Origin of the sequence: Nostoc sp. CmiVER01, from assembly GCF_034531135.2 — a bacterium.
In the GTDB taxonomy this organism is placed as follows: Bacteria; Cyanobacteriota; Cyanobacteriia; order Cyanobacteriales; family Nostocaceae; genus Nostoc.
Genome location: NZ_JAVRBU020000015.1, coordinates 176,300 through 190,048, shown reverse-complemented (window position 1 = coordinate 190,048; position 13,749 = coordinate 176,300). Strand labels below are relative to the sequence as shown.

Here is a 13,749-nt window from a genome sequence, read left to right as displayed (position 1 = left end):
AATTAAAAAAATTAAAACTTTTTCTTAGACCTTCTACTTAAACCCGCAACTTTAAGGGTAATTTTTATGAAACAACGGCTTGTATTTCCCAGGCAAAAGTTAGGCTTAATTTGTGTAGGTGCGATTTCTCGTCCCCAAATATTGTTACAAAGTTTTTTACTGTTTACTTTTTTGCTGAGTCCCATAGTTGCGAGTGCAGCTGATATTACCCAACAACTCCACCGCCCTTTAAATAGTTCCGTTGGGCGACAATCAAGAGATGAAGCAGATAGCTTGCTGAGTATCGGTGAAAAACAATACGCTTCAGGATATGCCGATAAAACAATTACCTCTTGCTTGCGGGCATTGGAATTATATCACTCAATTGGCGACCTGAAAGCACAAGGTCTAACTTACAATTTGCTTGCGAAGGCTTATGTGCAACTTGGTAGTTTAAAAGAAGCGGAAGATGCTTTAAGAAGAGGATTAGCGATCGCTCGTGATACTAAAGACTTCCAATCTCAAGTTTTTGTACTAAATAATCTCGGTACATTTTTCCTGCAACAAGGAGAATTTGCTGCTGCCAGCAATTTTGTTGAAGATGCACTCACAATTGCTCACCATGTCAAAAACATTGAAGCAGAAGGACTATCTTTGAGCAATTTAGGTTTAGTGTCAGCCAGGTTAGGAGATTATAACAAGGCAATTAAATTGTATGAAAATGCTTTAATTTTCCGCCGTCAGACTGGCGATGCCATCGGTGAAGCAAATACTTTGAATAATTTAGGAGATGCTTACTTAGCATCTGGAAATTATCAGGATACCATTGGCAGTTATGGAACAGCAATGCAGATAGCAAAAACTAACCGCGATCGCACTAATGAATTACGGGCAATTGACGGTTTAGTTACTGCTCACACTGCTGTCGGACGTTACGAACGGGCTTTTGATTTACTAGAGCAACGTTTAGCAATCGCTAAAGAATTGCAAAATTTGCGAGAAGAATTAAAATCTTTTGAGTCTTACGCTCAGTTATACAAACAACAAGGTAATTACTTAACTGCCCGTAATTTTTATGAAAGGGCAATTATACTGGCGCGGACATTGGAGGACAGCAAACAAGAAGTGCAATTGCTGGATCAGCTAACTAAAATGCTTCAGCGCAAGTAGTAATCATTCAATTTTAGATTTTGAATTTTGGATTGAAAGAGAAATTTAAAATTGGCCGAATTCACTTTTTAATTAACGTGAATTTGACGGCTCATATCATGTTCACCAAATTACCCATAATAAAAGAACCTCTCCCCCAACACCTCTTGCAACAAAGGCTTCCCTTTCCGAGTCACAGAGGGACAGATTTGAACTTTAGTTCAAGTCAGGGAGAGGTTCATCGAACTCACGTTTAATTAATTCAAAAACACTGAACCGTTTCGGTCGATTCTCATAGTACTTCTACCCTGTGCTGCATTCGTGGCTTCCTTAAATCTAACTTCTAAGGTTCCTGTCTCTGAAGAAGGCTGTGGAGTTACTATCAACTGTCCGCCATCTTCGCGTTCAAATGTCACTGTTACTGGTGCCTTTAGACCTTGCAATGTTACATAAGATTTACCTTGTAGCGATCGCGGTGCTGTATCGCCAATTACTTGGTAGGTTACATTAGCCGCAGTGTCATTTTCCAACCTGACATTAACAGTACCATTTGCTAGTGCGATCGTAGTGGTGGGGGTTTGCCGTGGTTCTAGTTGTTGTTGATCGGTGGAAACCGCCCCTGTTGAAGGCTGCTGACTTTGATTGTTTGGTGCTGGCTGTGATGGTGTGACTCCTGGTTGTGGAGCTTCACCACCTACACCCACTTTTGTTTGCTCTTGTAATGGGGTAGCTGGGACGGGAAGAAGCCCTTGAGCAGCTAGTCTTTGTGTTAGCGCATTTGGAGGACATCCTTGTGGTACAACAACCTGACTATTATGTGGTTCTTCGTAGAAAATTCTAGGACATGGGTTAACCTTGGGAGTAGATTGTTGTGTTACTGATTGTTGTGCTAGTGCTTGAGGAATTGCTGGCAAAGTGATTAGTAATCCACCGCATATAGCACCAAGTAACTCAGCAGACTTGCGAAAACTTTGAAACTTCATATTCATTTTTAACTCCTAATAAAATTCAATTTGTCTTTCTTTAAAAGAAAACTTTCTCAAACAACAAGTTTAATTACAGCATTTTGTAACTAAATAAAGTACAGAACTAAGGATTTAAAAATCAAATTATTCTTCTGCCTCTTGCCTCCTGCCTCCTGCCTCAAAACCAGTAACTTTGTTGTACCTCATGCAAAAGAAACTGCTGTAGCAGTTAATATATGCAATTTGAATGTAGAACAGCTTACTAATTAATCAGCTAAAGTATCAACAATATAAATATGATGTTAGTAAGCAATTCAAATACTGAATATTGCAACTGTTGCTATATAAATTAGTAAATAAATTCACTTTTCTGCATCTATCACAGGAAACAAAAATTTCTTACCGAATTAAGACTCAAGATTTATTGGTAAGGTGACAGTGAATGTAGTGCCAATGCCTTGAGTACTTTCAACTTGAATATGACCTTGGTGATGTTCGACAATAGCTTGAGCGATCGCTAATCCTAATCCTGAACCAGTAGCACTAGCTGTAGCTGTATTCCCAGTTGTATGAGTCCGTGCCGGATCTACCCGATAAAAGCGGTCAAATAAGCGTGGTAGTGCTTCTGCTGGAATTCCAACACCAGTATCACTCACTTTAACTTGCAACTGGGCGCTGGTATAACGTAGTCCAGAAACGCGATTTATTCCCTCTATCCGCGCCAATTCAACTTTCACTCGTCCACCTGCTGGAGTGTAATGCAAGGCGTTAGCAATTAAATTTGTGAACAAGCGCACTAGTTGATCCCAATTGCCCACAAGGGTAAACCAATTTTCCAGTAATTCCGGGCTAGTTTCGGAGGCGGGAGGGTCAACTAAGTCTAGAGAAAGAGCAATTTTTTTTTCAGGGAGTAACAATTGTTGTTCTGCAACCACCTCCATCAACAAAGCGTCTAGCGGACAAAGTGAAAAAATATCTTTGCTAATACCACTATCCTGTCGTGCTAAGAACAGTAAGTCATTAACTAACTTACCCAAACGCTGCGTTAACCGTTCCACCACCTTTAACTGTTGCCGATACTGCAAAGAATTATTCGTTTCTGACTCTGCTAAATCTAAGTCAGTAAGGGCGACTTGTACATTTGTTTGAATTAAAGTAATAGGACTTCTAAGTTCATGAGAAGCATCAGCAGTAAATTGTTTGAGGCGTTGATAAGACTCCCTTACAGGTTCCATTGCTTTACCCGAAAGAAACCAACCACTTGCGCCTACAGAAAGCACCATTAACCCAATACCTAGTGCCAAATCAAAAATTAACTGGCGACTGGGTTTAGTGACTTCAAACCAAGGATGACTAACACGCAGATATCCTAATACTTGCCGCCCTACTTCCACCCGTTGTGTCACTTGACGCAATAACAGTGGGGAGTTAGGAGTGAGGAGTTTATCATCTTTGCCTTTTTCTTTCTCGCCCTTAACTACGCGCACAGTTTCACCAGTGCGGTTGGCATGAATAGGAATATTTAGGGGTTCGGATAGCGTTGACCAAAGTAATTCACCAGTCGGACCAAACCATTCTAGGTCGATGTGGTCATCTTCTACGGTGTCGTTATTGTCACGGAAACTGGCTTCTAAATTATTAATGCGAAATTTATCTGCATCAGCATTAATCGGCTCAAATATGAGCTTAGATGCACAGGGGCTGGTTGTGAGACAACGCTCCACTATTTCTACTACATGGTTAAGAGTATCGTCAATGCGCTCAATTAGTGTACTACGGACGTATAAATAAACGCCACTAGCAAACAGTAGTAGTAATACGGCAGTAACGGCAGTGTACCAAATTGCAAGACGGCGGCGAGTAGCTTGAAACATAGTTATGAGTTGTGAATCTTAGTCCTTATTAAACAAATATGCCAGTAACAATGTTTTGTGAATTTATATTTTAGTCAACAGTAATAGTACTCAAAAGTATAAGGTGATTTTGATTGAATGTAGGAATTATACTGATGTCTGTTAAATGTTAAGACGGTTACAGTCTGTTTGCAGTATATTTACTAATTTTATTGCCCAAATTGAAGTACATATTAAACGTAAACATAGGCAAAGTTTAATAAAAATAACTCACGATTAGTTAGCTTAATTAGGAGTTATAAGATTTGCCTTTATTAAGTATGTTTACACAAAATGAGATTACTGCAAACATACTTTTTTATTATTTTACTTTTTTTAAATGATTAATATTCTTTGCACTTTACTGAAAATGCAACACGAAAATAGAGGCATAAAGCTAAATTATGAAAAAAATAGTTTATCTAGTTTTTAATAAAGTTTTAGCCTTACCTATTTTTATAATAAAAATTATATTTTTTATTAATACATTTGCCATTGCTTCCGAGTTAAATATTCCAAATAAGTTTAAAACACCAGAATTACCTTCAAAGGATGAAGTTGAATTAAAGCAGGATTATGGGAATTTTGATAATCAGCCAAAAGTAACAGATTTAGCACTGAAAAATAGCAAATCTCAAGCTACTTTCCCTGAAAAATCGGTGCAAAATGAGGTTATACCAAACTTACCTGAAGTTATTTCAAATAATCCTCATGAAATTAGTGTTTCGGAGCTAGGCAATAAGCTAACATTTCCAAAAACCCAAACCCCGCAAAACTTGCCCCTAGTTGCAGAATTAGACGAGAAACCATTAATACAAAATTCTCAAGAAACTCTGCCAACTGATCCAAACTACAAGATACCGCCGAGGATTGCTCCTAACGAGCGAATTAACCCATTTACAACTACTCTACCACTGAATGGCATACCCATTAGCCACTTAACAAAATGGGAGCTTTTTGGAGGTAGCGGTTTTGGAGACGATCGCAACGTTACATTCGATGTTAATGGAATCTTTAAACTAAATAGCCGAATTCAGGAGAATTTAACTAGAAATAATATTTATACGGTAGACCAAAAAGGTACTTACTTACAACTACAAACGGTTAGACAATCTAGAAAAGTGACAGTTCTGAAGAAAGAACCACAAACTCTATTTGGCACACAAATCCAAATGAGTTTGACTGCTTCTTGTCTTTTTCCAGGAACTTCTTCTGACAAACAATGTACGTACACCCCTGGTTTAGTAACTGACAAAAATAGTATTGATCCTAACTTTTTTGTTCCAACTCGCATTGTTCAAACTGCTAATGTAGGTGATGTGGTAACTCCCGAATCTTTGGCAGTTATGAGTTTACCTGGCTTTAAAATGGGAGCAAATGGCCAAAAATTTGGTGTAGATTTTTACTTTCCTAATGCTGGGACTTTGCCTGGTAATACCCAAGGGAATACACCTTTTTACACTAGAAAAGAAAATATTGATAATACGCCAGCAACTTTTTATTCGACAGTTAGACAAGTTGTCAGAGCGAATGATAAAAAAGCTGTTATTGGTCGAACAATTCGCGGTTATGGATTTATCTTAAATGATGACAATACACTACTTAATTCAGCTTTGCAATTAGGTAATTTTATTTTACCTGATGCTAATCCGCAACTCCAAGGAGGGGCAAATCCGGTCAATCCAAATATTAACAAAAATTTATTTTTAGCTGCAAATAATACTAGGCTTCCTGTAAATAGCTTTACCTTTTATCATGCTGGTATTGGACAAGCAAAAAGCCCAGCAGCAAATATAACGAGTTTAAATCAAGTTCCTAGTGGAAATTTTAATAGTATCTGGTTTGGAATTTCACCAGTTATACTCCGCAGAATTGATTCAGTTGTTCGTTATGAACCTACTGGGCCTCGTAGGATGTTGGCAGAGGCGGGTGCTGAAGGAGGAGTTAACTCAAATGTTGCTGTAGCGTCTATTGTGAATGGTGAAGTTTATTCTCCTGCGACTCTGCAAAATTTTTATACGCAAATTTATTTAGAAGACTTTGTACAAGATGTAAATTTTGCTAACGGCAGCAGACTCACGGAAAAGACGGTTTATTACCCACATATTAGCTTTAGTGGAAATATCACAGGATCATCAGATGTTTTCAGATATTATGCAGGTGTAATTACTGGAGACACAATTAAAGCTTATCTTGGCGGAGACTTTAGTCACAGGACATCAAGCGGTTGGACTTATTCGGCAGGAGGCATCGGTTATGTCAACCCAGATCGTGATTACTATAGTCAACTAGTAGGTAGTATTACAAAAAAAATACCCTTAAGTAAGACTAACAATCTTGTTTTTTCAACCGGATTAAATTATGCTATTGACCAAGATACTAGAATCGGTAGAACTATAAGTATTAGTCCTGCTAGTTCTCTTACACTAGGAGCAAGGGCAAATATTGGCCCTGTTTCTTTTGGGTTAGTTAACTATTTTGGTGATATTTTACCTAATTCAATAGAAAATACGCTTTTAGCTGACTTTGAAATTAGGTTCAGTGAAAATTTTCGATTGTCAGCGTATTATACGCCCATTAATGAAAGTATTAGTCGTTCTCGGTATGGAGCTAGGGCGCAGTGGAAAATGGGCAAACAATACAATAGTCCAACGCTAAGTCTGTCTTGGAGTAATAATGACTATGATTATGGCAGAGACTTGGTTGGAAATAACTTCAATGTCACAGAAAACGTCTTCACCGTGTTGTTTAAATTAGGAGACCCGCCTAATCCTTTTGACCAACAAACTGCTGAACGATTAAGGAGAGGAATCGATCAAGGGGTTGAACAGTTAGAAATACAACGCAACAGACAAGACGTGGAAGAGCAAAAACCGCAACCAATACCACCTAGATAGATTTAGCAACAAAAGAAAAGTTTTGGACGAATAGAATTTGCTACTACACAAACATAGACGCTTTGCGGCTTCCCGCAGGGTAGTCCATCTCCGTGGACTAATTCAAATCAAGGGTTTTGAACCTGCGGAGGCAGGTTTTGTCTGTATAGCCGCGACTTCTAGTCGCCAGGGCTTCTAAAACTTGATAAGTTCGTCACCACTGGTAGTCCCGATTTTGATTGTGGTATTGGAACTGAACTGATTAATCTGTGCAGTGCCTAGTGCTGTATCTGGTGTGCCGACGATTTGAGCAGTTGCGGGATTTCCTAAATTAGTTATGGTAATTGCACCAGCAGAACCTAGCGCATAGGCGGAATTGGCAATACCACTAGTGGCATTAGGAGCATTAAATGCGGCGGCGGCGGCGTCATTTTTGCCAGTTGCAGCAGATTGAGCTACTCCAGTGACGACACCAGATCCGAGTGTGAATGCTACTGCTCCAGCAGCACCACCTTCTCCAGCTATAGCTATAGAATTTATGCCAAATGTGCTAGTAACAACAGTAAACAATAATGCTATTTGACGTGTCGAATTCATACTTATTATTCATTGTTGGTTAATTAAGCAAAATACTTAGATTAGCCATAGCAATCTGTCTATAAATTGCGAACTGCTCATTTATAGAAATACTATATGGTCATCTTGCTTTTTGCTAATTCAATGAATATAGCTGATAACAATACGGTGATTTTCACTTACTTTGTCAAGAAATCTATAAGTTTTTACTAGCAATGATAAAGGTGTTATAAATAAGATTAGGTTGAGTGAAATATTTATGTTGTTTCTTTGACTTTGCATTGCGTGAAATGCAGAGTTTGTTCAGGCGCGATGAACCATGTCTCTAAATAATAGACATTTCCGAAAAATATGGGTGATATTGATAAGTTAGAAATAGTTTACAATAACCTTAGTCCAGCTAGATTTAGATTTTTTTACGATTCATAATTTTGTTTTTTCCAAATTATTGTTTAGAGAGTTTTTTGAATATGATGTCACACAAATAAACAAAGGCTGCTTTTGCAGCCTTTACGTATTTATTTCCAGGCTTACAGCTACTGGAGTATGTTTGCAAACTTGGTATACACCCTTAAGATAATCTTTTGATTCAATTTGACTACCTAAATGTGTCTTAGCTCAACCGAAAATTAGGTTGTAGCCTATGGAGCAGGAGTACCAAGGGTTACAACACTATTAGGAGAAGTAGTACCAATTTGGATTGTTGCATTACCACCCAAGGTGTTAGTTTCATTAAGGGCAGTAGAAGTTGCACCTTTGATACTGGCTGTTGCTGGTTCTCCTATACTTTCCAAAGTAATCAGACCGCCAGAACCTAGAGCATAGGCAGCGTTTGGAATACCTTCAGCACCCTGAAATGCGGCGGCAGCAGCATCATTTCTACCGACCGCAGCAGCTACAGCAACACCTGTTACTTTATTATCACTATCAATTGTAAATGCAGCAGCACCAGCAGCGCCAGCTTCACCAGCCATAGCTCCAGAAGCTAGACTAAAAACACTAGTAGCAGCAACTAAAGCGATCGCAAATTTTGTGTTGAATTTCATAATTAAAAGCTCCTTTGTCCATTTAAAAAAATAATCGCTGAACAAATCTATCAAATGCCATTCAAACCGAAGTTTTTAGGTAGTCGTCAAGTTGTTGCTGACCTAATCAATTTATCCCTCATTCCTTGATATTGAGATTAGAGAATTTACTTAAAAATGGTATCAATATTTATTGAGTCTATAAAAAAAGTAAATATTGGGTTGCGTATAAAATATTAATGGCAATTTTATTAGCTATAATCAAAGTCCATATCCATGTTCTTTTACTCAGTCAATCCTTAGATGGTATTTGTAGCAATATTTACTAATACTTGTCTTTTGAAAAACTAAATCTAACAAGCACCATAGGTATGGTTTTAGACTGCATTTAATACAAAATTATTATGTAAACTGCACTTAATAATTAGTCGAAAATTTTCATAATACTCAGGTTATATCTTTACCAAATCTTAAGCGCATCTTTAAAATTAACATGCTATTAACAACGATTTTAATCTCTGGACTTATAGCAGTTTTTATCTGGATGCAACGCATTTTAGGGTAGTAGTGCTGTGCTACCCTACGAAAAATCTGTATTTTGCACGATTGAAATAGTCTGTAAAAAATGGCTATGGCAAACTATCCGCCTCAGCGTAACGCTCAAGCCCCATTTAATTTACTATGTTTATTGTCCCCCAGCTAAATGGGCTACTTCTGCCTGCCTTTAAGTCATTATGGCGAAATCTAAAAAAAGCTCTACCCCCATCAATTTAAACGATCCACAATATTATCTTAACCGTGAGTTAAGCTGGCTAGAGTTTAATGCCAGGGTATTACATGAAGCCTGTGACGAGCGCACGCCACTTCTAGAACGCTTAAAGTTTTTGGGAATATTCAACTCTAATTTGGATGAGTTTTTCATGGTACGGGTTGCTGGTTTAAAGCAACAAGTAGAGGCGAAAGTTAGCCTGTTGACTCCTGATGGTCGGACACCACAACAACAGTTAGACGATATTAGGTCTACCCTCACTCCTCTTGTAAAGAAAGAGCATCAGCATTTTGAGCAAGTACTTCGTCCCCTACTAACAAATCATGGCATCTATATCTTAGATTACATAGATTTGAATCAAAAACAGAAGACTCATCTCAACAGTTATTTTGAAGAACAAGTCTTTCCTGTTTTGACTCCTCTGGCTGTTGATCCTAGTCATCCCTTTCCTTTCATTTCCAATCTCAGTCTGAATCTGGCTGTTGTGGTCAAAAACCCAGACACCGAAGAAGAATTATTTGCCAGAGTTAAAGTTCCCAATCTGCTACCACGATTTTTAGCAATACCGCCAGAATTGGGAGATCAGCACAAAGACAAACCTGTAAACTGGACTGGTGTACCTTTAGAACAAGCGATCGCTCATAACTTGGAATCTCTATTTCCAGGGATGAATATTCAAGAATATCATCCGTTCCGCATTACTCGTGATGCCGATTTGGTCTTAGAAGAAGATGAAGCAGATGATTTATTGTTAGCCATCGAACAGGAATTGCGAAAACGGCGCTTGGGTGGAAGTCCAGTCCGGTTAGAACTTCAATCCCAGACTCCTGAAATAGTGCGATCGCGATTATTACATGATTTGGAATTAACAGAAAGCGATCTCTACGAAGTAGATGGTCTTTTGGGACTGCGGGATTTAATGTATTTTATGTCCTTGCCATTGCCAGAACTCAAAGATCCACCACGCCAATCTGTTGTACCATTACGTTTGCAAAGACTCAGGGAACCGAGTTTAGATCCAGATACATTAGAGACGGATGAAGGAAAAGACTTTTTTGCTGTAATTCGGGAAAAGGATTTGCTAGTACACCATCCCTATCAATCCTTTTCGGCTACAGTAGTACGCTTTATTACCTATGCCGCCTACGATCCGGATGTGTTAGCCATCAAGATGACCCTTTACCGCACTTCTGGCGACTCGCCCATCGTCAACGCCTTAATTGCCGCCGCCGAAAATGGCAAACAGATATCCGTACTGGTGGAATTAAAAGCGCGATTTGATGAGGAAAATAATATTTACTGGGCAAAACGACTAGAAAGAGTTGGGGTTCATGTTGTCTATGGTTTAGTGGGACTGAAAACCCACAGTAAAACCGTCATGGTGGTACGGCGCGAAAAAGACCGGATACGCCGATATGTGCATATTGGTACAGGTAACTATAACCCCAAAACGGCACGGCTGTACACAGATTTGGGATTGTTCAGTTGCCGTGAAGAATTAGGTGCTGACATTACAGATTTATTTAATTTCTTGACCGGATACTCTCTGCAAAAGTCTTATCGAGAGTTGCTAGTTGCGCCTGTGAATATGCGCGATCGCTTTTTGGCACTAATTCACCGCGAAATCGAAAATGTTCAAAATGGATTTTCTGGACGCATTGTTGCCAAAATGAATTCCCTAGTCGATCCAGAAATTATTGCCACTTTATACGAAGCCTCCCGCGCCGGGGTGCAAATCGACTTAATTATTAGGGGCGTTTGCTGTTTGCGTCCAGGACTCAAAGACATTAGTGAAAACATTCGCATAATCAGCATTGTCGGTCGCTTTTTAGAACACTCTCGGATTTATTATTTTCATAACAATACACAAGAAGAAATCTATATCGGCAGTGCCGACTGGATGCGCCGCAATTTAGACCGCCGAGTGGAAGTAATTACCCCAGTCAAAGACCCAGATATTGCCAAAGATTTGCAAGAAATTATGGGAATTATGCTCGCAGATAATCGCCAAGCTTGGGAATTACAAGCCGATGGCACTTACATTCAACGGCGTCCTTATGATGATTCTCCAGAAGCTAATTCACAAAAAATTCTCATAAATATGGCATTACGTTCAACTGGTGTAGCCTCAAACCTGATTGATTAAAAATAAGTTACTTTTACCTTGACAACTAGCTCAACTTAGTTTTTTTATAAAACTTGATTTTTTTGAGAAGTCATCTAAGTTGTTTGTCATGGGTTCACACAAGTTATTCAACCATAGGATAGAGTTAGTGCTGGCATTTGTTCCCATAGACTAGAGAGGCTGTTCTGAAATAATTTCGTCTTTCCCCTCAATGTTAATGTTATCCTGTGAGCTTTCTACCTTGCGTGTTCTAGTAGTTGATGACCACGAGCTGACTCGTTTAACCTTACAATTAGTTTTTTCTTGCCAAGAAAATATTCAAGTAGTAGGTTTAGCCAGTAATGGTGAAGAAGCTATAGAAATGGTTAAACGTTGCCATCCTGACGTAATTGTTTTAGATTTACAGATGCCAGTTATGGATGGCTGGAGTGCGTCTAGTCACATTAAAGCTATATCTCCCAACACCCAGATCCTTGCTTACTCCTCAGTGGAAGACGTGAATTTTCAGGGGACAAAAGCAATGTCTAGCTTTGATGATATTTGCAAGAAAGATGTACCTACAAAGGAACTTATTGCGTTAGTTAGGCAGCTAGGTAAGCGTGCAGGAGATGATTCAGTTGCAGGATAAATGATACAGCTATGTTGCTTCGCCAACTAACACTTAGTTGAATTCTGGGGATTTGAAGACATGATAATACTAAGGAGCGTCGGTTTAACCTGAAGTTGACGGTTAAACCGACGCAATTTTCGATAATTTTTACTCTACCGCGATCGTGCGTCTAAATTCATCAATTAATTCATCCAGTTCTTCCAAAGCCTGATTTACGTCAACTCTCAAAGTTCCCAAATTTGGTTGCTCAAGTAGACCTAACAGGTACTCGCGTTTGCTTTGAACTGCGGCAATTCGTTCTTTTATAGTCTGTAAATCCATTATTTTTTCCTATCTTTAACTACCTTTAAATTTTAAGTTAACTCAAAATCTAACATTCTGGGGCAATAATACGCCCTTACTAGTCTACTACACAAACTTTGTGGCTTAGAAAAAGGAAAGCAAAACCCCTTGACTTCTATCGTGTCAATCTTAACCTGGCTATTTTAAGTTGGTTGAATACCACTGTTTAGGAACGATGTTCTTCCCTAATTTGTTACTCATAGCCGATGATAATAAAACTGAGGTATTCAGAATTTATATTAATTTAAGCTCATGCTACGCAACATCTCTTTGGGAACACTCGGTTTAACTATCGGCGGCATATTAACCATCATGGGCTTCGTCGCTTATGGTGCTGATAATGCCACATTAAATCTTGTCGGATTTTTTTACGGGATTCCTCTATTATTGGGAGGATTAGCGCTGAAAGCTAATGAACTCAAGCCAGTGCCCTTTACTCAAACTACGTCACCGTCAGCATTGATATTGCGAGAACAGCAAGCAACTGACACCCAAACTAAAATTCGCAAAGACATCACCCGATATTGTTACGGTCAAGATGCTCATCTAGATACAACACTTTCTTTTTTGGGTTTGAGTCCTTCAGACCAGGAACGACCAACAGTCACAGGCTTGCGAGAAACAGAAGTCAATGGTAACTATGCTTTAATTTTAGAATTTGATTCACCGCTAATACCAATTGATGTTTGGCAACAAAAGCAAGAAAAAATGACCAACTATTTTGGCCCTGGATTGGAGGTTCAAATAACGCAGCCATCTGAAAACAAAATTGAGCTAGCACTGATCAATACTCAAAAAGAGTCACTAGTCACTAGTCAATAGTCAAGAACGGAAATTCTTGTTATCCAAACTTGATTCTTTTATGTATCAATCCTGAATCAAACGCGCAGATCCCGAATTCTCAAAGAAGTTGGGGATCTGCCAATACGATTCGGATAAGCAGGGTGAGCAGAGCAGGAAAGAGGATATTTTTGAGTAATTTTTCTCTTATCTGCTTCCAATACTGCGTAGTTAAGCCTAAAAAATAATTCCAATGTAAGTTAGGTTGACGAACAAAACCTAACATTCTCAGAACTTTGTTGGGTAACGCTTAAGTTCAATCCAACCTACAAATCTAATGTCTGTTATGCTATTTCTTAATCGCTAACTAAAAAGTTACTTTTCTAAACGAACTGCATACCATTGCAAATATTGCCCAGGAGCAATATCTAATTCGCAAGTGGTGTCAAGTAAATATTGTGCTTGAGCTTCCGCAGTATCAAACTTTTGCAAGTCAGGCGGCAAATCTTGAATTACAAGTTGTTGGAGAGTTATTTTGAGCTTTTCTAATAACTCTGATTGTGTCAGAAATTGTTCTGGTTGATTTGTTTCTAGAACCACAAAGTGATCTTGCTGATACATTAATGAGTCTGGCATTTTGAATATTTAGTGAATGGAAAGA

The 13,749-nt window shown here is 38.7% G+C and carries 11 protein-coding genes; 5 read left to right on the top strand and 6 right to left on the bottom strand.

The features are described 5' to 3' along the window. The first annotated feature begins 66 nt into the window (after positions 1-66). Positions 67-1,149, top strand: a complete 1,083-nt coding sequence (locus RMZ43_RS25535) for a tetratricopeptide repeat protein (RefSeq protein WP_322652887.1) — start codon at positions 67-69, stop codon at positions 1,147-1,149. Positions 1,150-1,385: 236 nt separating this feature from the next. Here RMZ43_RS25535 and RMZ43_RS25530 read toward each other — a convergent pair whose 3' ends face one another. After that, complete coding sequence (locus RMZ43_RS25530) at positions 1,386-2,117, bottom strand: hypothetical protein (protein ID WP_322647664.1); 732 nt, start codon at positions 2,115-2,117, stop codon at positions 1,386-1,388. 383 nt (positions 2,118-2,500) lie between these two features. Beyond that, the gene (locus RMZ43_RS25525; protein WP_322652886.1) at positions 2,501-3,967 is read right to left on the bottom strand and encodes a sensor histidine kinase; all 1,467 of its coding nucleotides are present in this window, start codon (positions 3,965-3,967) and stop codon (positions 2,501-2,503) included. 422 nt (positions 3,968-4,389) lie between these two features. On the opposite strand from RMZ43_RS25525, the gene RMZ43_RS25520 reads away from it, so the two are divergent. Then, a complete protein-coding gene (locus tag RMZ43_RS25520; protein ID WP_322652885.1) occupies positions 4,390-6,882 on the top strand; it encodes a hypothetical protein in 2,493 nt (830 codons plus the stop codon). A 174-nt stretch (positions 6,883-7,056) separates the two neighbouring features. Here RMZ43_RS25520 and RMZ43_RS25515 read toward each other — a convergent pair whose 3' ends face one another. After that, positions 7,057-7,458, bottom strand: a complete 402-nt coding sequence (locus RMZ43_RS25515; protein ID WP_322647661.1) for a hypothetical protein — start codon at positions 7,456-7,458, stop codon at positions 7,057-7,059. A gap of 620 nt (positions 7,459-8,078) precedes the next feature. After that, positions 8,079-8,483, bottom strand: a complete 405-nt coding sequence (locus RMZ43_RS25510; RefSeq protein WP_322647660.1) for a hypothetical protein — start codon at positions 8,481-8,483, stop codon at positions 8,079-8,081. Positions 8,484-9,196: 713 nt separating this feature from the next. On the opposite strand from RMZ43_RS25510, the gene ppk1 reads away from it, so the two are divergent. Both ppk1 and RMZ43_RS25500 read left to right on the top strand, forming a co-directional pair. Beyond that, positions 9,197-11,377, top strand: a complete 2,181-nt coding sequence (ppk1, locus tag RMZ43_RS25505; protein WP_322647659.1) for a polyphosphate kinase 1 — start codon at positions 9,197-9,199, stop codon at positions 11,375-11,377. 190 nt (positions 11,378-11,567) lie between these two features. Continuing rightward, on the top strand, positions 11,568-11,984 hold the full coding sequence (locus RMZ43_RS25500; protein WP_322647658.1) for a response regulator: 417 nt from the start codon (positions 11,568-11,570) through the stop codon (positions 11,982-11,984). Between the two features lie 129 nt (positions 11,985-12,113). Here RMZ43_RS25500 and RMZ43_RS25495 read toward each other — a convergent pair whose 3' ends face one another. Further along, the gene (locus RMZ43_RS25495; RefSeq protein ID WP_322647657.1) at positions 12,114-12,287 is read right to left on the bottom strand and encodes a hypothetical protein; all 174 of its coding nucleotides are present in this window, start codon (positions 12,285-12,287) and stop codon (positions 12,114-12,116) included. Between the two features lie 273 nt (positions 12,288-12,560). Here RMZ43_RS25495 and RMZ43_RS25490 point away from each other — a divergent pair, with 273 nt between their 5' ends. Then, positions 12,561-13,130 (top strand): DUF2854 domain-containing protein, encoded by a 570-nt coding sequence (locus RMZ43_RS25490; protein ID WP_322652884.1) that lies wholly within the window; start codon positions 12,561-12,563, stop codon positions 13,128-13,130. A 333-nt stretch (positions 13,131-13,463) separates the two neighbouring features. On the opposite strand, the gene RMZ43_RS25485 is transcribed toward RMZ43_RS25490, so the two are convergent. Beyond that, positions 13,464-13,724, bottom strand: a complete 261-nt coding sequence (locus tag RMZ43_RS25485; RefSeq protein ID WP_322647655.1) for a chlororespiratory reduction protein 7 — start codon at positions 13,722-13,724, stop codon at positions 13,464-13,466. Between the last annotated feature and the right edge of the window lie 25 nt (positions 13,725-13,749).